This window comes from Pseudomonas sp. B1(2018) (assembly GCF_003097365.1).
GTDB classification, from domain to species: domain Bacteria; phylum Pseudomonadota; class Gammaproteobacteria; order Pseudomonadales; family Pseudomonadaceae; genus Aquipseudomonas; species Aquipseudomonas laurylsulfatiphila.
In genome coordinates, this window is the sequence record NZ_PYUK01000004.1 from 150826 (window position 1) to 169775 (window position 18950).

The window sequence follows — 18950 nt, forward strand, 5'->3', positions numbered from 1 at the left end:
TGTTCGAATCCGCACGGATCGAACGACGGGCAGCCGGCTTCGGCGCTGGCAAGCGTAAACATCGGGGAACGAGAGAAAGGGCGGGGCGGGCAAGCCTGAAGCTGTGTGGACAGCATGGTGCAGTACCTCGTTTATTGTTCTTATTGGCGAAAACGCTTCGAGGCGTTTTTCGGTAGTTACATGTCAAAGCACGTTTTCAAACTACGATTCGATGGTCGGCAGTCGAAACCATCCGTGGGGTGACTCTAACGACCCAACCTTTCGCTAACCTTTCAGCGGGCTTTCACGGTTTTTCGGGCTTCACAGCGGTGATTGCGGCTGTAAACTCCGCGCCAAAGAATGGCGTCGGCCATCCCTGAACGAGGTATAGATCCATGCGTGTCCTGCTCGTCGAAGACCATTTGCAGCTCGCCGAAAGTGTCGCCCAGGCGCTCAAGAGCACCGGGCTGACCGTGGACGTCCTGCACGATGGCGTGGCCGCCGACCTGGCGCTGGGCAGCGAGGAATACGCCATGGCGATCCTCGATGTCGGCTTGCCGCGCATGGATGGTTTCGAAGTGCTGGCGCGCCTGCGGGCGCGGGGCAAGAACCTGCCGGTGTTGATGCTGACCGCCCGCAGCGACGTCAAGGATCGGGTCCATGGCCTGAACCTCGGCGCCGACGATTACCTGGCCAAGCCTTTCGAACTGACCGAACTCGAAGCCCGGGTCAAGGCGTTGCTGCGCCGCAGTGTGCTGGGCGGTGAACGTATCCAGCGTTGTGGTGTGCTGGCTTATGACCTGGAAACCCGGCGTTTCACTCTTGGTGAAGAATTGCTGACCCTGACTTCTCGCGAGCAGGCGGTACTCGAAGCCCTGATCGCGCGTCCCGGTCGGGTGATGAGCAAGGAGCAACTGGCGTCGCAAGTGTTCGGTCTGGATGAAGAGGCCAGTCCCGATGCGATCGAAATCTACGTGCACCGCCTGCGCAAGAAACTGGATGGCCAGCCGGTCGCCATCGTGACCTTCCGTGGCCTCGGTTACTTGCTGGAAAGCCGCGATGCATAAGCCCAGCAGCCTGCGCTGGCGGTTGCTGTGGAACCTGGCGCTGTTGCTGGTGGTGTTGATGCTGGCCAGCGGGTTGAGCGCCTACTGGAACGGTCGTGAAGCCGCCGACACGGCCTATGACCGGACCTTGCTGGCCTCGGCGCGCACCATCGCCGCCGGCGTCTCCCAGCGCGACGGCACCCTGAGTGCCGACGTGCCCTACGTGGCTCTCGATACCTTTGCCTACGACAGTGCCGGGCGAATTTTCTACCTGGTCAACGATATCAATCAGAAGCTGATTTCCGGTTACGAAAACCTGCCCGCGCCACCGCCGGGAACGCCGCGTACCGATGACTACCCGGCGCTGGCACGCTTCTACAACGCCCAGTACCGCGGGCAGAACGTGCGCGTGGTGAGCCTGCTCAAGCCCGTGAGCGAGCCCAACATGAACGGCATGGCGGAAATCCGCGTGGCCGAAACCGATGAAGCGCGCGTCAGCATGGCCCGCAGTCTGGCGGCAGATACGTTGCTGCGCCTGGGCATGCTGGCAATCGGTGCGTTGATGCTGGTGTGGTTTGCGGTGAGTGCTGCGTTGCGCCCGCTGGAGCGCTTGCGCACGGCGGTGGAAGAGCGCCAGCCGGACGATCTGCGCCCCTTGCCGTTGGTGGAAGTGCAGCGCGAATTGTGGCCGCTGGTGCGCGCCCTCAATCACTTTACCGAGCGTCTACGTGGACAGTTCGAGAAGCAGGCGCAATTCATTGCCGATGCCGCCCACGAGCTGCGCACGCCATTGGCAGCCCTCAAGGCGCGACTGGAGCTGGGCATGCGCGCGGCCGAGCCCGAGACCTGGCGCAGCACGCTGGAGACCGCCGCCCAGGGCACTGACCGCTTGACCCATCTGGCCAATCAGTTGCTTTCCCTGGCACGGGTCGAAAATGGCGCCCGGGCGATTGCCGAGGGGGGCGCGCAGTTGCTCGACCTCAGTCAACTGGCTCGGGAACTGGGCATGGCCATGGCGCCGTTGGCCCACAAGCGCGGCATCGCGCTGGCGCTGGAAGCGGATGAACCCGTCTGGTTGCGGGGCGAGCCGACGCTATTGAACGAACTGCTGAGCAATCTGGTGGATAACGCACTGGCTCACACGCCGCCGGGCGGCAATGTGATTCTGCGGGTCTCGGCTCCCGCCGTGCTGGAAGTCGAAGATGATGGCCCCGGCATTCCTCTTGAGGAGCGCGACCGGGTATTCGAACGCTTTTACCGGCGCAATCAGCAAGTGGCCGGTTCAGGGTTGGGATTGGCGATTGTCGGCGAGATCTGCCGCGCGCATCTGGCGCAGATCAGCCTGCACGATGGAGAGCGGGCGGGGTTGAAGGTGCGGGTGAGTTTTGTTGCGGGGGGGTGAGCAGACCTACTGTGGCGAGGGAGCTTGTCGGACCGCCGCACCGTCCAGTTGGACTGCGCAGCAGTCCCCTGCTCTTTAGGGGAAAGGAGGGCCGCTTCGCGCCCCAGCGGGAGCAAGCTCCCTCGCCACAATGATCAGTAAAACATCGACCGTGTTTCTTCCAGGTCGGCGCACATCGCCTCGTCGTCGATGTCGATGCCCAGTGCATTGAAGGCCGGCACGCTCAACGGGTCAATACGAGCGAACGGATGGTCGGTGTCCTTGTGGCAATACAGGCTGGCCACCTGCACCAGATCCACATAGTCGATCTGCGCCGACTGGCGTTTGAAATTCAGGTAGAGCTGCGGTACCTGCACCAGCATGTCGGGAAAGTCCCAGACCTTGAGCAGTTTTTCGCCGATCAGGGGATGTATCCGGTCGATCACATGGTTGAGGCTGACCGGGTCGGACAGCAGTTCATAGTGATCTTCGGCGTAGGTCAGGATCGGCAGCACGCCAATTTGATGCACCAGCCCGCCAAGAGCAGCCTGGTCGGGCTTGAGCCGGGTATAACTGCGGCACAGGGCATAGCTGACGCCGGCGATTTCCAGGCTTTTGCGCCAGACTTCGCGCATTTTCTGTTCTACCACGTCGGAGCGGGCGTGGAAAATCTGCTCCATGACCAGGCCGATCGCCAGGTTGCAGCTGTAGTTGATGCCCAGGCGAGTGATCGCGGTGTGCAGGTCGGTCACTTCCTGGGTCGCGCGCAACAGCGGGCTGTTGACCACTTTGATCAGGCGCGCCGACAGCGCGGTATCACGGCCGATCACTTTGCTCAGGGTACTGACGCTGACTTCCGGGTTTTCGGCGGCCTTGCGAATTTGCAGGGCCACTTCCGGTAACGTTGGCAGAACCAGGTCATCGTTATTGATGGCCTCAACCAAATCCTGTTGGACCTTTTCCGCCAGCTCGCTCATTGAGTCTCTCTAGGTGTAACGCCAAGTGCTGCCGTTATTGCTGGATTTCGCGATCGCGGTCCAGTTCATAAGGCAGGTCGAGCAGCTGCAAGGACGGCCCTTCGAGCGCCCCCAGGTGGATGTCTCCACTGTCTGCCGCTTCGGCTTGCAACACCGCCAGGAGTTCAATGTTTTGCCCGCTGCGGGCAGCCAGCACCACTTCGCCGATAGAGCTGCCATGGGTCGGGGAGAACAGCGCCGTACCCGGTTCCGGCAGCTCGCCGGCAGCCAGTTGCAGGCGATACAGGCGACGCTTGAGCTTGCCCAGGTACTGCATGCGTGCGACGATTTCCTGGCCGGTGTAGCAACCTTTCTTGAAGCTCACGCCACCGACCGCTTGCAGGTTGAGCATCTGCGGGATGAACAACTCGCGGGTGCCGGGCATGACCTGGCCGATCCCGGCACGGACCTGGCCCAGTAACCATTGATTCAGGTCACCTTCGCTCAGCACCGCCGACAGCTTGCCTTTGACCGTATCGGCAAGACTTGCGGCGACCCACAACTCGGCGCGTTGCGGTGAGACACGGATGGCGATCAGCCCATCGTTGCGCACGACGCTGTCGGTTTCTGTCGGCAGGTCCAGGCCGAGGCTGGCCAGTGCGGCGTCGCCATGGTCAATGCCGAAGCGGACCCAGGCGGCACTTTCGTCGGTCAGTTTCGATTTGGAGAACACCGCGTATTTTTTCAGGTCCGCCAGTTGCGGTTCGAGCAATTCGCTGGCCATGGCCAAGACCACGCCGTCACCTTCGAGCAGGATGCGGAAACTCGATTGCATCCGGCCTTTCTGCGTGCAGCGCGCACCGAGGCTGGCCCGGGAATCGCTCAGGTAGTTGAGATTGCAGGTCAGTTGGCCTTGCAGGAATTTGCTGGCGTCCGCGCCGCGGACCGCGAGAACACCTTCATGAGAAAGCGTGCAGAAAAAAGCAGAATCGGCCATGGGTCATCGCAGGGTAAAAAGTCTGGTGGACATCATAAGGGGCCGCCTTCGAAATGGGTAGTTCACAAAGGATCATCGGTGCCCGACCAAAGCCGACTGTTCGACCGGGCGCGGGCCTGTATACTTGCGGCCTATTTGAGGAGCGCTCCATGGTCGAAGATGTTGAACTGAACCGCCTCTTTTGGCACAGCCGCCGTGGCATGCTTGAGCTTGACGTGTTGCTGGTACCGTTCACGAAAGAGGTTTACGCAACGCTCAACGAGGTGGATCGCGCGTTGTACGTCCGACTGCTGACGTGTGAAGATCAGGACATGTTCGGCTGGTTCATGGAACGCAGCGAATCGGAAGATCCCGAGCTGCAACGCATGGTTCGCATGATCCTGGATCGTGTCCAGCCCAAGTAATACGTTCGAATGCCGCTGGCATGCCTCACGGCAGTTGCTGGCGGCGTATCTGCTGGCCCAGCTGTTCGCGCTGGGTTCGTTGTTTTTACTGTCAATTCCGCTCTGGGCCAGCGCGCTCGGCGTTGTGCTGTGCGTGGCTCACGGCGTCTGGCTGTTGCCCCGGCAAATCTTGCTGACCCATCCGCAGGCCATTTGCGGCTTGCGGCGCGATGCCGATGGCTGGCAGTTGTGGAGTCAGGCCAAGGGTTGGCAGCCCGTCCAGCTGAGGCCGGACAGCCTGGCGCTGCCGTTGGTGGTGGTCTTGCGTTTCCGTCTGCGGGGTGAGCGCCGGGTCAGGGCCATTTGCGTGCCCCGGGATGCGCAGGCGGCGGATGTGCACCGACGCCTGCGGGTCCGGCTCAAGTTCAGCCGACGTAGGTGGGCGGCACCAGAATAGTGTCCAGCGCGACCGGCAACATGTCCGGGTAGTCGAGGGTGTAATGCAGGCCACGGCTTTCCTTGCGCTCCATGGCTGACAGAATCATCAGCTCGGCCACTTGGGCCAGGTTGCGCAGCTCGATCAAATCCCGGCTGACCTTGTAGTTGCTATAGAACTCGTCGATTTCATCCAGCAACAATTGCACGCGGTGTTGTGCCCGTTGCAGGCGCTTGTTGGTGCGCACGATGCCAACGTAGTCCCACATGAACCGCCGCAGCTCATCCCAGTTGTGCGCAATGATCACGTCTTCATCGGAATCGGTGACCTGGCTCGCATCCCAGGCGGGAAGGGGGGCGGGCATCGGAACTCGGGGCAACTGCTCGAGAATGTCCGTGGCCGCCGAGCGGGCATAAACGAAACATTCAAGCAGCGAGTTGCTGGCCATGCGGTTGGCGCCGTGCAGGCCGGTGAAACTGGTTTCGCCAATGGCGTACAGCCCCGGCACGTCGGTGCGGCCCTGTTGATCGACCATCACGCCACCGCAGGTGTAGTGCGCCGCCGGGACCACCGGAATCGGCTGTCTGGTGATGTCGATGGAAAATTCCAGGCAGCGTTCGTACACCGTCGGGAAGTGCGTCTTGATAAAGGATTCGGGCTTGTGGCTGATGTCCAGATAGACGCAATCGATACCCAGGCGTTTCATTTCATGGTCGATGGCCCGGGCGACGATGTCCCGTGGCGCCAGTTCTGCCCGTGGATCGAAGCGCTGCATGAAGCGCTCGCCGTTGGGCAGCTTGAGGTGGGCACCCTCGCCGCGCAGGGCTTCGGTGATTAGGAAACTCTTGGCCTGCGGGTGATACAGGCAGGTGGGGTGAAACTGGTTGAACTCCAGGTTCGCCACCCGGCAGCCTGAGCGCCAGGCCATGGCGATGCCATCGCCGCAGGCGCCGTCGGGGTTACTGGTGTACAGGTAAACCTTGGCCGCTCCCCCGGAGGCGAGGATCACAAAGCGGGCACCATAGGTATCGACTTCGCCGGTGCCGCGATTGAGCACATAAGCACCGAGGCAGCGATCACCTTCGAGTCCCAGGCGTTTCTCGGTGATCAGGTCTACCGCAACCCGCTGCTCCAGCAGTTCGATGTTCGGTCGTTTCCTGGCCTGCTCGAGCAGGGTTGTGAAAATGGCAGCGCCCGTGGCATCGGCGGCGTGGATGATGCGCCGATGGCTGTGACCGCCTTCGCGGGTCAGGTGGAACTCGAACCCGCCATCTTCATTGCCCGACTGTTCATCGCGGGTAAAAGGCACGCCCTGGTCGATCAGCCATTGAATCGCTTCCTTGCTGTGCTCGACGGTAAAGCGCACCGCGTCTTCATGGCACAGGCCGCCGCCGGCATTGAGCGTGTCGTCGACATGGGATTCAACGGTGTCGGTGTCGTCCAGCACGGCGGCAACGCCACCCTGGGCCCAGAACGTCGAGCCATTGGCGAGGTTGCCTTTGCTCAATACGGCAATGCGCAAATGACCGGGCAAGGTCAGCGCAAGGCTCAAGCCGGCAGCACCGCTGCCAATTACCAGAACATCGTGTTGAAACTGTTGGCTCATTTCAGGATTCCGCTCAAAGCGACCCGGGTCGGGGGTGGCGCAGCTGGACTGGCGAGTCGAGTCAGCCGCACAGCCCACTAGTATATAGAGGGGGGGGACGGCACAATACCCGAGCCAGCATGGCATTGTGAAACTACTGTGACGCAAAATGTCGGGCGCTTCGTCGGATGTTTTTCTGCCCGTTGCGCGCGAGAATGACTGTATCGCCGATTTAACAGTCTTTTTCGCTTCACGGTTGCACAATGTCGGTTCGGCGCAGCTATAAATATTTGGAACTTTTGCCAAAGGGCCAAGATCAATAGACCGTTGCCTGAAACAAGGGACAGCGTCGGATTCAGTACAGGATTGCAGTTCGATCCCTGGCGAAGAATCCGATGACAAGATTATTCGCGCAGCCGGGCCCACTCGCGCTGCGCTTTTCGTGCGTGCCAAATCAGAGCCCGCAGGAAACTTGCCTGGAGGGGGAGAACTTTTGCGAAAAGCCCGAGTCTATGTTTGCAAGTCTGGTGGTTTACTTCTGCAAGCCTCCTCCGAGCTCATCGAGGAGTGTTCATGCTAACCCAGGAAGAGGATCAGCAACTGGTCGAACGCGTTCAGCGCGGCGACAAGCGTGCTTTCGATCTGCTAGTGCTGAAATACCAGCACAAAATTCTCGGGTTGATCGTGCGTTTTGTGCACGACACCCATGAAGCCCAGGATGTGGCACAAGAAGCCTTTATCAAGGCGTACCGTGCACTTGGAAATTTTCGCGGAGACAGCGCGTTTTATACGTGGCTTTACCGCATCGCCATCAACACGGCGAAAAACTATCTGGTTTCACGCGGCCGTCGGCCGCCGGATAGCGATGTCAGTTCCGAAGATGCAGAGTTCTACGATGGCGATCATGGCCTCAAGGATCTCGAGTCGCCAGAACGGGCTTTGCTGCGGGATGAGATCGAAGGCACCGTCCATCGAACCATTCAGCAACTGCCGGAAGATTTGCGTACGGCTTTAACTTTACGTGAGTTTGATGGTCTGAGTTACGAGGACATTGCGAGCGTCATGCAATGTCCGGTAGGCACCGTGCGCTCCCGGATTTTCCGCGCCCGGGAGGCCATCGACAAAGCCCTGCAGCCGTTGTTGCAGGAAAACTAAAGACAGCGGCGACAGCCAAGAGAGGAACGCCATGAGTCGTGAAGCCCTGCAGGAATCGCTGTCCGCAGTGATGGATAACGAAGCGGACGAATTGGAATTGCGTCGGGTATTGAATGCCTGCGACGATGTTGAAACCCGTGACACCTGGGCTCGTTATCAGATCGCTCGGGCAGTGATGCACAAGGATCTGCTGCTTCCACGCCTGGACATCGCTGCGGCTGTTTCTGCTGCCCTGGCTGACGAAGCCTCACCGGCAAAAGCGTCCCGCGGTCCATGGCGCAGCCTGGGTCGTCTGGCGGTCGCAGCTTCTGTGACCCTGGCGGTACTGGCCGGTGTGCGTCTGTACAACCAGGATGAGATCGCAGGTGCCGAACTGGCCCAGCAATCCAGTCAACCCGCACTGGCCGTTCCTCAAGTAAAAGGCCCTGCTGTTCTGGCAGGCTACAATGAGAGTTCGGAAGCTACAGGCCCAATGGCCAATGGCGTTTTGCAAGGTCAACCAGGCTGGCACGATCAGCGTCTGCCAGGCTACTTGCGCCAACATGCACAACAGGCTGCACTGAAAGGTACTGAGAGCGCTCTGCCTTACGCTCGTGCGGCAAGTCTGGAAAACCGTTAAGGAGGATCATGCGCGCCATACCTCTACTTTCGCTTCTGCTCAGCGGCTGGTTCATCGTTCCAGCCCAAGCTGATGATGCCCAGGACTGGTTGACCCGCCTGGGCCAGGCAGAGCAGCAGCAAAGCTTTCAGGGTACTTTCGTCTACGAGCGTAACGGTAGTTTTTCTACCCATAACATCTGGCACCTGGTCCAGGATGGAAAGGTCCGCGAGCGATTGATCCAGCTCGACGGCTCCGCTCAGGAAGTCGTTCGCATTGATGGGCATACTCAATGCGTCAGCGGCACACTGATAGCAGGGCTGGGGGACTCCCCCAACTCCGCTGCCCGTGCACTCGACCCTCAAAAGCTCAAGAATTGGTATGACCTCGCCGTCATCGGCAAGTCGCGTGTCGCCGGGCGTTCGGCGGTGATCGTATCGCTCAAACCTCGGGATCAACACCGCTACGGTTTTGAACTGCATCTGGACAAGGAAACCGGCCTGCCTCTGAAGTCTTTGTTGTTGGACGACAAGGGACGGTTGCTGGAGCGCTTCCAGTTCACGCAACTGGATACGGCCGACGTTCCTTCCGAAAAGGATCTGCAGGCCAGCAATGATTGCAAGCCGGTCAACCTCGACAGTGACAAGGCCTCTGCCGTCAAGGCAGCCCAGGTCTGGCATTCCGACTGGTTGCCACCCGGCTTCGAGCTGACCAGCAGCACCGCTCGAAAGGATCCGCAGACCAAGACCCAGGTCAATAGCCTGATGTACGACGATGGACTGGCGCGTTTTTCGGTATTCCTCGAACCGTTGAATGGTGCAACCGTCACCGATACCCGTACTCAGTTGGGGCCGACCGTTGCGGTTTCCCGGCGCTTGACCACGGCACAGGGTGACATGATGGTGACCGTCGTCGGCGAGATACCGGTCGGTACTGCTGAACGGATAGCGCTTTCAATGCGCACCGATGCCACTGCAACCCAGCAGTGAGCTGAATTCGAAATGTTTCGTGAGCATTTCAATTTGCAAAAAACCCGTAAATTTCTTATAGGTCAGAGCCCCTCGGCTCTGGCCTTGTTTGTTGTTCCCGGAACAAAAATACCGGCGTATTGTTCCCGGTGTTCCTTGCTCCATATCGCTTAACCCTGCTCGTCGTAACGGGAGCCGTATGTCGATACCACGCTTGAAGTCCTACCTTTCCATTATTGCCACCGTGCTGGTGCTCGGTCAGGCGGTCACCGCCCAAGCGGTCGAATTGCCTGACTTTACGCAACTGGTCGAACAGGCCTCGCCCGCGGTCGTGAACATCAGTACCACGCAAAAGCTGCCGGATCGCAAAGTCAGCCAGCAAATGCCCGATCTTGAAGGCCTGCCGCCAATGCTGCGCGAATTCTTCGAGCGGGGCATGCCGCCGCAATCGCGTTCTCCGCGCGACCGTCAACGCGAGGCAACTTCCCTGGGTTCGGGTTTTATCATCTCGTCTGACGGCTACATCCTGACCAATAACCATGTGATCGCCGACGCGGACGAAATCCTCGTCCGTCTGGCCGATCGCAGCGAAATGAAGGCCAAGCTTGTCGGCACCGATCCACGTTCCGACGTGGCGCTGCTGAAAATCGAAGGCAAGGATCTGCCGGTGCTCAAGCTCGGTAAATCCCAGGACCTGAAGGCCGGCCAATGGGTGGTTGCTATCGGTTCGCCGTTCGGCTTCGACCACACGGTGACCCAAGGCATCGTCAGCGCCGTCGGTCGCAGTCTGCCGAACGAAAACTATGTGCCGTTCATCCAGACCGACGTGCCGATCAACCCGGGTAACTCGGGTGGCCCGCTGTTCAACCTGAACGGCGAAGTGGTCGGGATCAACTCGCAGATCTATACCCGTTCCGGTGGCTTCATGGGCGTGTCGTTTGCAATCCCGATCGACGTGGCCATGGATGTTTCCAATCAGCTGAAATCTGGTGGCAAGGTCAGCCGTGGCTGGTTGGGCGTGGTGATTCAGGAAGTGAGCAAGGACCTCGCCGAGTCGTTCGGCCTGGAGAAACCGGCGGGTGCGCTGGTTGCCCAGATCCAGGATGATGGCCCGGCTGCGAAGGGTGGTCTGCAAGTGGGCGACGTGATCCTGAGCATGAACGGTCAGCCAATCGTCATGTCGGCCGACCTGCCGCATCTTGTTGGCGCATTGAAGGCTGGTGCCAAGGCCGATCTGGAAGTCATTCGTGACGGCAAGCGCAAAAATGTCGAGCTGACCGTCGGTGCCATTCCGGATGAAGACAAGGAAATGGGCGCCGAGCCAAAATCCAGCATCGAGCGCAGCAGCAATCGCCTCGGTGTTTCCGTGGTCGAACTGACTGACGACCAGAAGAAAACCTATGACCTCAAAGGTGGTGTGGTGATCAAGGAAGTGCAGGACGGTCCTGCCGCCATGATCGGCCTGCAGCCGGGTGATGTGATCACCCACCTGAACAATCAGGCCATCGGTTCCGCCAAGGAGTTCGCGGACATCGCCAAGGCGCTGCCAAAGAACCGTTCGGTGTCGATGCGGGTACTGCGTCAAGGTCGTGCGAGCTTCATCACCTTCAAACTGGCTGAATAAACCCGGTTGATGGCTGAATAAAAAACCGCCTCGAAAGAGGCGGTTTTTTTACGTCCGGACTTTTTATCTGCGAGGGCGTCAGCCCATCATGTCCTTGATCATGCGCTCCTGTTCCATCAGCTCGCGTTGCCGCGCGTCGATCCGCGAAGACAGCGGGAAGTTGCTGCCGGCCTTGCGTTTGGCGAAGTCCAGTTGCTGAATGGCCTGTTTGTAGTCCCCGACCAGGGCAAAGTATTCGGCGCGCGCCTGATGCAGGCCGATGATATTGCCCGACAGGCCACGCGTCTCGGCAACCTGATACCACACGTCCGGGTCATCCGGTCGTGACTTGAGCAGGCCTTCGAGGGCTTTCTCCGCATCTGCGGTACGGTTTTGCTTGAGCAGCAGGTCGACGCGCACCTGGTTCAGCGGGTAGTTGCCGGGGAATTGGGACATCAGGCGGTCGACCCGGGACTGGGCATCCGCCAGGCGATTGTTGGTGATGTCCAGATCGACCTGAGCGAGGTTGTAGATGATTTCGTTCGGTGCCTTGGCCAGCAACTGCTTGAGGTTTTCCCGGGCTTCGTTCAGTTGGCCGCCCTTGATCTGGGCGATCGCCAGGCCGTAGCGCGCCACGTCGTTTTTCGGGTTTTCGTCGAGCTGGGCGCGGAAGCGCTTGGCGCCGAGCCCCGGGGTTTCTTCATAGATCAGCTGTACGCGTGCGCGGATCAGTTGGTAGCGCATGCTGTCTTCAACGCCACCCGTTGGAAACTGTTCGGCGCGGTTGCGGGTGTCGGCGATACGCGATTCGGTGACCGGGTGAGTCAGCAGGAACTCCGGTGGCTTGGCATCGTAGCGGTACTGACGCCCCAGGCGCTCGAACATGGTTGGCATTGAGCGGGGATCGTAACCGGCTTTTTCCAGATTGAGGAGGCCGATGCGGTCGGCTTCCTGTTCGTTCTGGCGGGAGAATCGCCGCTGTTCCTGAATGGCTGCCGCCTGTGTGCCGGCAATGGCTGCAATCCCGGCGTCACCGCCACCTGCGGCTGCTACCACGATACCCGCCAGCAATGCCGCCATCATCGGCACTTGCATGCGTTTTTGTGCTTCGATGCCCCGGGCAAAGTGGCGCTGCGACAAGTGAGCCAGTTCGTGCGCCAGTACCGAGGCATATTCGCCTTCGGTCTGGGCATTAAGGAACAAGCCACCGTTGACCCCGACGATCCCGCCCGGCGCCGCAAAGGCGTTGAGCTGCGGGCTGTTGATCAGGATGAACTCCAGGCGCCGGTCGGTGACCTGGCTGGTCTCCACCAGACGGTAAACGCTGGATTCCACGTAATCCTTGAGTTGGGGATCGTTTAGCTGCGAAACCTGGCTGCGCAACATGGCCAGCCATGCGCGGCCGAGCTGGTATTCCTGTTGTGGCGAGACAATGGCAGAACTGGCGTCGCCGAGTGACGGCAGGTCGTCGGCGAAGCCCGGTGAGGCGAGCAGGCAAGCGAGCGTCAGCAGGGTAGGGCGCAAAAATGTCATGCACAAAGCCTTAGTCGACAAAGACCTTACTGTAGCCGGACACCGGCGTTGCGACCAGATATTCTAGGCAACTCAACCACCTGACCCGGAGTGATGCAATGACCGATGCTGTAGAGCATGACGTTGAACTGGACGCCAGCGGCCTGAATTGCCCGTTGCCGTTACTCAAGGCCAAGATGGAGCTCAACCGGCTGGCCAGTGGCGCGGTACTCAAGGTCATCGCCACCGATGCAGGTTCGCAGCGCGACTTTCGCACCTTTGCCCGATTGGCCGGTCATACCCTGCTTCGTGAAGAAGATGAGGCGGGTGTTTACCGCTACTGGTTGAAAAAAGCCTGAATTGTGCTGCGTTTGCTCCTAAGGATTATTGATGTTCAAAGTGTTACGCGACTGGATTCAGCGCTATTTTTCCGATGAAGAAGCGGTGGTGCTGGCTGTTCTGCTGTTTCTGGCGTTCACCGCCGTATTGACCCTGGGCGGCATGCTGGCGCCGGTGCTCGCCGGAATGGTGCTGGCGTATCTGATGCAGGGGCTGGTGGTGACGCTTGAACGCCTGCGTGTGCCGGGCGGGGTCGCGGTGGGGATGGTCTTTGCGTTGTTCATGGGGTTGTTGCTGGTATTTATCGTGGTGGTCGTGCCGTTGCTGTGGCATCAACTGATCACCTTGTTCAACGAGTTGCCCGGCATGCTCGCCAAGTGGCAGTCACTGTTGCTGCTGTTGCCCGAGCGTTATCCGCATCTGGTGTCCGATGAACAAGTACTGCAGGCCATCGAAGTGGCGCGCGGCGAAATCGGCAAGTTTGGTCAATGGGCACTGACGTTCTCGCTCTCGAGCCTGCCCTTGCTGGTGAACATCATGATCTACCTGGTGCTGGTACCGATCCTGGTGTTTTTCTTCCTCAAGGACCGGGCCATGATCGGCCAGTGGGTGCGCGGTTACCTGCCCCGTGAGCGGGCGCTGATTACCCGGGTCGCCCATGAGATGAATCGGCAGATCGCCAACTACATTCGCGGCAAGGTCATCGAGATCTTCATCTGTGGTGGCGTGACATACATTGCCTTTGTCGTGCTTGAACTCAACTACGCGGCATTGCTGGCACTGCTGGTGGGGATTTCGGTGGTGGTGCCTTATGTCGGTGCCGTGGTGGTGACTGTGCCCGTGTTTCTGATTGCGCTGTTCCAGTGGGGCTGGAGCGATCAGTTCATCTACTTGATGGCGGTCTACGGAATCATCCAGACGCTCGATGGCAACGTGCTGGTGCCCTTGCTGTTCTCGGAGGCGGTCAACCTGCACCCGGTGGCGATCATCTGCGCAGTGCTGTTGTTTGGCGGGTTGTGGGGCTTCTGGGGGGTGTTCTTTGCGATTCCCCTGGCGACGCTGTTCAAGGCGGTGCTGGATGCCTGGCCGCGCAAGGAGCCGGAAGTGGCGCCGTTGTTGTAAATCGAAAAGATCGCAGCCAGAACAGCATCCACATGCCCTGGCACCTTCACACCACGCCATTCCTGACGCAGCACGCCATCCTTGTCGATCAGGAAGGTGCTGCGATCCACGCCCATGTATTCCTTGCCATACAGCTTTTTCAGCTTGATCACGTCGAACAGCTGGCAGATGGCTTCGTCCTTGTCGCTGATCAGCTCAAAGGGGAATTCCTGTTTGCACTTGAAGTTCTCGTGGGACTTCAGGCTGTCGCGCGACACGCCGAACACTTCGGTATTGGCGGCCTTGAACGCAGCATACTGGTCACGAAAGCCCTGGCCCTCGGTAGTGCAGCCCGGTGTGCTGTCCTTCGGATAGAAGTAGATCACCACCTGCTTGCCCTTCAGGTCTGCGAGGCTGACGGTCTGCCCGCTGGTAGCGGGGGCTTCGAAATCGGCAACCGGTTGGTCGATGGCAACGGCCATGAAAGCTTCCTTACATTGGGTTCTGTGGGCGCCAGGGTTCGATCAGGGCGTCCAGGTTCAGCGCGTCGGCGAAATCCAGGAACTGATCGCGCAGCCAGCTGATCTGCACGCCGGCCGGCAGGGTCACGGTAAACGTGGCGTTGAGCATGGTGCCGCCGGTCTGCGGAGCCTGATAGGTGTCGCAGGTCAGGTTCTCCAGCTCGACATTGTGGTCCATGAAGAACTGGCACAGCTCGTTGATGATGTCCGAGCGGTAGGCCGAGCTGACATAAGCGACGTACGGCAGGGCCTGTGGGCGGTTTTCCAAGGCGGCGCTGCGCACCACGTTGACCGTGAATGCATGACGCTTGGCCAGCACGGGCAGGCTGCCTTCCAGGCGCGCCAGGGCATCCCAGCTACCGGAGATTTCCAGCACCAGGGCACTGCATTCGCCATGACGGGTCAGGCGAGAGGTGACAACGGCGCAGCGGTTTTCATGGCTGGCGCGGCACAGGACGTTGGTCAGCTCCATGGGGTTGGCGCCGAGGGCACTGATAACAAGGAATTGTTCGCGAACTGTGGGGGTGGACATGCAGCATTCCTAAAGCGATGAGCGGTCGGTACGTCTAAAGGCTGATTGGTCGGGAGCGAGCCTGCGGATGCGAACTCAGAAAGTCCCCAGTGACAGGTTGCGAACAGGCTCCGCCGGAGCGGGAGCGAGACGTGGCAACGCTGGATCAGGACTTGTGATGCCGAAAATGGAGGCTGAAACCCGACGGACGAGCTTGTCTGTAACGATCAAAGTCTGAAGGGTAGCGAAAACCGGCGCCAAGGGGAATGGCGGCAGCACAGTACTTCGCTTGTGCAAGCAACTTGGCGCCAGTACCATTACGGCTCTCTTTTTCCGGCAGGAGCGGTTTCATGATTGCGGGCAGTATGGTGGCACTGGTCACTCCCATGGATGCACAGGGGCGTCTTGACTGGGACAGCCTCAGCAAACTCGTGGACTTCCACCTTGAAAACGGCACCCATGCCATTGTCGCCGTCGGTACCACCGGCGAATCGGCAACCCTTGATGTCGATGAACACATCGCCGTCATCAAAGCGGTAGTCAAGCAGGTCAATGGTCGCATTCCGGTGATTGCCGGTACCGGCGCCAATTCGACCCGCGAAGCCGTCGAGTTGACCCGCAATGCCAAGGAAGCCGGCGCCGATGCCTGCCTGCTGGTCGTGCCGTACTACAACAAGCCGACCCAGGAAGGCCTGTACCTGCACTTCAAGCACATCGCCGAAGCGGTCGACATCCCGCAGATTCTCTATAACGTGCCAGGCCGCACCTCCTGCGACATGCAGGCCGAGACCGTGATCCGCCTGTCCACCGTGCCGAACATCATCGGTATCAAGGAAGCGACCGGCGACCTCAAGCGCGCCAAGGCCATCCTCGATGGCGTCAGCAAGGACTTCATCGTGCTGTCCGGCGATGATCCGACCGCGGTCGAGCTGATCCTGATGGGTGGCAAGGGCAACATCTCCGTCACCGCCAACGTCGCTCCGCGTGAAATGGCCGACCTGTGCGAGGCCGCCCTCAAGGGTGATGCCGAGACTGCACGGGCAATCAACGAAAAACTGATGCCGCTGCACAAGGACCTGTTCATCGAAGCCAACCCGATTCCGGTGAAGTGGGCTTTGGTCGAAATGGGCCTGATGCACGAAGGCATTCGCCTGCCGCTGACCTGGCTGAGCGCACCTTGTCACGAAACGCTCCGCACGGCCCTGCGCCAGTGCAGCGTCCTGGTTTAATTGAGGAAGTACAACGCATGAAGCGAATGGCCGGACTTTCCGCACTTGCCTTGATTATCTCCAGCACCAGTGGCTGCGGATGGATCTGGGGCCCGGAAGGTTATTTCCGTGACCGTGGTAGCGATTACCTGGAAGCGCAACAGACTGCACCGATGCAAATTCCGCCGGATATCCATACCGCCAAGCGTCTGGATCCGCTGTTGCCGATCCCGCGCAACGTGGCCGATGACACCGCTACGGGCGAATACGTCGTTCCTCGTCCCCAGCCACTGACGGCGGTTGCCGACGCCAGTCCTTATTCGCTGCAGAAGAGCGGCGGCACCAGCTCGATCCTGGCGCAGAATCCGCCTGCCGAAATCTGGCCTGTGGCCGTTCAGTTCTTCCAGGACAACGGTTTCCGTCTGGATGAACAGCGCCCGCAAACCGGCGAATTCACCACGACCTGGCAGCATTCCGATGAACTGTCTGCGGCCATGGCCAAGCGCCTGAGCGCGGCCGGCGTCAGCACCGACAGCGAAACCCGCGTGCGGGTGCGCATTGAGCCGGGCGTGCAGCGCAACACCAGTGAAGTCTACGTGGTCAGCGCCGAGCGTCCTGCCGGCAGCACCGCCGACGTCGAGTTCACCAACCGTTCGGTCAACACTGGCCTGGACGCGGCACTGGTCGACGACATGCTCGCGAGCATGAGCCGTATCTCGGAGAAGGGCGGTTCGGTCTCCATGCTGGCTTCGCGTGATTTCGACGCGCCCAGCCGTGTCAGCCTGAGTGAAGACGGCAGCGGCAACCCTGTACTGAACGTCGGTACCGACCTTGACCGTGCCTGGTCGAGCGTAGGTCGTGCGCTGGAACAAGGCGAATGGCGCGTTGAGGACATCAACCGCAGCCTGGGCCTGTACTACATCAACCTGGCCGAAAAAGCCGAGAGCAAGGACGACAAGCCAGGCTTCCTCAGCAGCCTGTTCGGCACTGCGCCGAGCAAGGAAGAGCTGGAAGCTCGCGCCGAGCGTTATCAGGTTCGCCTGAGCAAGGTTGGCGAGAACGTCCAGGTCACCGTCGAGAAGAACATCAACACCGTGGCGCCGGCAGATGTGGCGCGTAAAGTGTTGAGCAAGATTCAAGACAACCTGGGCTGATCCTATGCGTTTTGCCGTTCTCGGCAGCGGCAGTCAAGGGAACGGCACGCTGATAGCCAGCGCTGATACGTACGTGCTGGTGGATTGTGGTTTTTCCCTGCGGGAAACCGAAAAACGCCTGCTGCGACTGGGTGTGAACCCTGCGCAGTTGAGCGCGATACTTGTGACCCACGAACATGCCGACCACGTGCATGGCGTGGGTTTGCTGTCTCGGCGCTACAATCTGCCTGTCTACCTCAGTCGCGGGACCTTGCGCGGGATGCGCAAACCGATTGAACCCGCAGGCTTTCTGGCCGGCGGCGAGCAGTTGCAGATCGGCGACTTGAGCATCGGTGTCATTGCCGTGGCCCACGATGCACAGGAACCGACGCAGTATGTCTTCAGTGACGGTTTACGGCGTTTCGGCCTGTTGACCGACCTGGGCTCCTATTGCGACAAGGTGCTGGACGGTTACCGGGACCTCGATGCATTGATGATCGAGTCCAACCATTGCAGGGACATGCTGGCTCGCGGTCATTACCCGTACTTTCTCAAGCAGCGGGTGGGCGGTGAACTGGGACATTTGAACAACCATCAGGCGGCATTCCTGGTGGCCGAGCTGGGCTGGAAGGACCTGCAACACTTGGTCCTGGCCCATCTGAGCAGCAAGAACAACCTGCCGCAGCTGGCCCGGCAATGTTTTGTCGACACCCTTGGGTGCGACCCGGACTGGCTGCAACTGGCCGATCAAGATTCAGGGCTCGACTGGCGTCACATCGCCTAGCCCATCTACTTAGCAAGCGGAGCCCATCATGGAAAAACGTGAAGAACTCTACCGCGGCAAAGCCAAGTCGGTTTACAAGACCGACGACGCTAACCGTTTGATCCTGCTGTTTCGCAACGACACTTCGGCGTTCGACGGCAAGCGTATCGAACAGCTCGACCGCAAGGGCATGGTGAACAACAAGTTCAACGCCTTCATCATGCAGAAGCTCGAAGCGGCCGGCGTGCCGACCCAGTTCGACAAACTGCTGGGCGACAACGAATGCCTGGTGAAGAAGCTGGACATGATCCCGGTCGAGTGCGTCGTGCGTAACTACGCCGCTGGCAGCCTGGTCAAGCGCCTGGGTGTCGAAGAGGGCATGAAGCTCAATCCTTACACCTTCGAACTGTTCCTGAAGGACGACGCCAAGGGCGACCCGTTCATCAACGAATCCCACGTCGTGGCTTTCGGCTGGGGCACCGCCGAGCAACTGGTTCGCATGAAAGAGCTGTCGCTCAAGGTCAACGAAGTCCTGAGCAAGCTGTTCGACGACGCCGGCCTGCTGCTGGTCGACTTCAAGCTGGAATTCGGCGTGTTCCACGATGGTTCCATCGTGCTGGGCGACGAGTTCAGCCCGGACGGCTGCCGTCTGTGGGACAAGGCTACCGGCAAGAAAATGGACAAGGACCGCTTCCGTCAGGGCCTCGGTGACGTCATCGAAGCCTACGAAGAAGTCGCCAATCGTCTGGGCGTACCGCTTTAACCGACGCAAGCA

The 18950-nt window shown here is 59.9% G+C and carries 19 protein-coding genes and 1 pseudogene; 14 read left to right on the forward strand and 6 right to left on the reverse strand.

Annotation, left to right across the window (positions count from 1 at the left end; all coding sequences use genetic code 11):
* Positions 1-374 precede the first annotated feature (374 nt).
* Both C9422_RS07780 and C9422_RS07785 read left to right on the forward strand, forming a co-directional pair.
* Complete coding sequence (locus tag C9422_RS07780) at positions 375-1046, forward strand: response regulator (RefSeq protein WP_007979804.1); 672 nt, start codon at positions 375-377, stop codon at positions 1044-1046.
* Positions 1039-2427 (forward strand): sensor histidine kinase, encoded by a 1389-nt coding sequence (locus tag C9422_RS07785; protein WP_116580235.1) that lies wholly within the window; start codon positions 1039-1041, stop codon positions 2425-2427. Before C9422_RS07780 ends, C9422_RS07785 begins: the two co-directional genes overlap by 8 nt.
* A gap of 134 nt (positions 2428-2561) precedes the next feature.
* Here the strand turns inward: C9422_RS07785 and C9422_RS07790 are convergent, their stop codons facing one another.
* Together C9422_RS07790 and C9422_RS07795 are read right to left on the reverse strand one after the other, a co-directional pair.
* The gene (locus C9422_RS07790; RefSeq protein ID WP_116580236.1) at positions 2562-3383 is read right to left on the reverse strand and encodes an HDOD domain-containing protein; all 822 of its coding nucleotides are present in this window, start codon (positions 3381-3383) and stop codon (positions 2562-2564) included.
* A gap of 34 nt (positions 3384-3417) precedes the next feature.
* Positions 3418-4359: a folate-binding protein YgfZ gene (locus C9422_RS07795; RefSeq protein ID WP_116580237.1), complete on the reverse strand. Its 942-nt coding sequence runs from the start codon at positions 4357-4359 to the stop codon at positions 3418-3420.
* Between the two features lie 149 nt (positions 4360-4508).
* Here C9422_RS07795 and C9422_RS07800 point away from each other — a divergent pair, with 149 nt between their 5' ends.
* Positions 4509-4763, forward strand: coding sequence for a succinate dehydrogenase assembly factor 2 (locus C9422_RS07800; protein ID WP_007979797.1), 255 nt, complete (start codon positions 4509-4511; stop codon positions 4761-4763).
* The gene (locus C9422_RS07805; RefSeq protein ID WP_116580238.1) at positions 4747-5199 is read left to right on the forward strand and encodes a protein YgfX; all 453 of its coding nucleotides are present in this window, start codon (positions 4747-4749) and stop codon (positions 5197-5199) included. The genes C9422_RS07800 and C9422_RS07805 overlap by 17 nt, the downstream gene beginning before the upstream one ends.
* On the opposite strand, the gene nadB is transcribed toward C9422_RS07805, so the two are convergent.
* A complete protein-coding gene (nadB, locus tag C9422_RS07810) occupies positions 5168-6784 on the reverse strand; it encodes an L-aspartate oxidase (protein WP_116580239.1) in 1617 nt (538 codons plus the stop codon). The genes C9422_RS07805 and nadB overlap by 32 nt on opposite strands.
* Before the next feature lie 552 nt (positions 6785-7336).
* On the opposite strand from nadB, the gene rpoE reads away from it, so the two are divergent.
* The 4 genes from rpoE (at position 7337) to C9422_RS07835 (ending at position 11108) form a co-directional block, all read left to right on the forward strand.
* A complete protein-coding gene (rpoE, locus tag C9422_RS07815) occupies positions 7337-7918 on the forward strand; it encodes an RNA polymerase sigma factor RpoE (protein WP_003172477.1) in 582 nt (193 codons plus the stop codon).
* Between the two features lie 31 nt (positions 7919-7949).
* Positions 7950-8537 (forward strand): sigma-E factor negative regulatory protein, encoded by a 588-nt coding sequence (locus C9422_RS07820; RefSeq protein WP_116580240.1) that lies wholly within the window; start codon positions 7950-7952, stop codon positions 8535-8537.
* Positions 8538-8545: 8 nt separating this feature from the next.
* The gene (locus C9422_RS07825; protein ID WP_116580241.1) at positions 8546-9505 is read left to right on the forward strand and encodes a MucB/RseB C-terminal domain-containing protein; all 960 of its coding nucleotides are present in this window, start codon (positions 8546-8548) and stop codon (positions 9503-9505) included.
* A gap of 178 nt (positions 9506-9683) precedes the next feature.
* A complete protein-coding gene (locus tag C9422_RS07835) occupies positions 9684-11108 on the forward strand; it encodes a DegQ family serine endoprotease (protein ID WP_095966283.1) in 1425 nt (474 codons plus the stop codon).
* Positions 11109-11186: 78 nt separating this feature from the next.
* Here C9422_RS07835 and C9422_RS07840 read toward each other — a convergent pair whose 3' ends face one another.
* Positions 11187-12620 carry a M48 family metalloprotease gene (locus C9422_RS07840; protein WP_116580243.1) on the reverse strand — a complete coding sequence of 478 codons (1434 nt, stop codon included), beginning with the start codon at positions 12618-12620 and terminating at the stop codon, positions 11187-11189.
* 98 nt (positions 12621-12718) lie between these two features.
* On the opposite strand from C9422_RS07840, the gene C9422_RS07845 reads away from it, so the two are divergent.
* Together C9422_RS07845 and C9422_RS07850 are read left to right on the forward strand one after the other, a co-directional pair.
* On the forward strand, positions 12719-12958 hold the full coding sequence (locus tag C9422_RS07845; RefSeq protein ID WP_007979782.1) for a sulfurtransferase TusA family protein: 240 nt from the start codon (positions 12719-12721) through the stop codon (positions 12956-12958).
* Positions 12959-12989: 31 nt separating this feature from the next.
* On the forward strand, positions 12990-14060 hold the full coding sequence (locus C9422_RS07850; protein WP_116580244.1) for an AI-2E family transporter: 1071 nt from the start codon (positions 12990-12992) through the stop codon (positions 14058-14060).
* Here C9422_RS07850 and C9422_RS07855 read toward each other — a convergent pair.
* Together C9422_RS07855 and C9422_RS07860 are read right to left on the reverse strand one after the other, a co-directional pair.
* Positions 14045-14521: pseudogene (locus C9422_RS07855) on the reverse strand (peroxiredoxin); the annotation flags it as partial. The gene C9422_RS07850 and the pseudogene C9422_RS07855 overlap by 16 nt on opposite strands.
* Positions 14522-14531: 10 nt before the next feature.
* Positions 14532-15092, reverse strand: a complete 561-nt coding sequence (locus tag C9422_RS07860; protein ID WP_007979776.1) for a glycine cleavage system protein R — start codon at positions 15090-15092, stop codon at positions 14532-14534.
* A gap of 329 nt (positions 15093-15421) precedes the next feature.
* Between C9422_RS07860 and dapA the strand changes: the two genes are divergently transcribed.
* The 4 genes from dapA to purC are packed head-to-tail and all read left to right on the forward strand — an operon-like array spanning position 15422 to position 18938.
* Complete coding sequence (gene dapA, locus C9422_RS07870; protein WP_007979774.1) at positions 15422-16300, forward strand: 4-hydroxy-tetrahydrodipicolinate synthase; 879 nt, start codon at positions 15422-15424, stop codon at positions 16298-16300.
* Positions 16301-16317: 17 nt separating this feature from the next.
* A complete protein-coding gene (bamC, locus tag C9422_RS07875; RefSeq protein ID WP_116580245.1) occupies positions 16318-17433 on the forward strand; it encodes an outer membrane protein assembly factor BamC in 1116 nt (371 codons plus the stop codon).
* 4 nt (positions 17434-17437) lie between these two features.
* Positions 17438-18196 carry an MBL fold metallo-hydrolase gene (locus tag C9422_RS07880; protein ID WP_116580246.1) on the forward strand — a complete coding sequence of 253 codons (759 nt, stop codon included), beginning with the start codon at positions 17438-17440 and terminating at the stop codon, positions 18194-18196.
* 28 nt (positions 18197-18224) lie between these two features.
* Positions 18225-18938 (forward strand): phosphoribosylaminoimidazolesuccinocarboxamide synthase, encoded by a 714-nt coding sequence (purC, locus tag C9422_RS07885; protein ID WP_007944067.1) that lies wholly within the window; start codon positions 18225-18227, stop codon positions 18936-18938.
* The last annotated feature ends 12 nt before the right edge of the window (positions 18939-18950 follow it).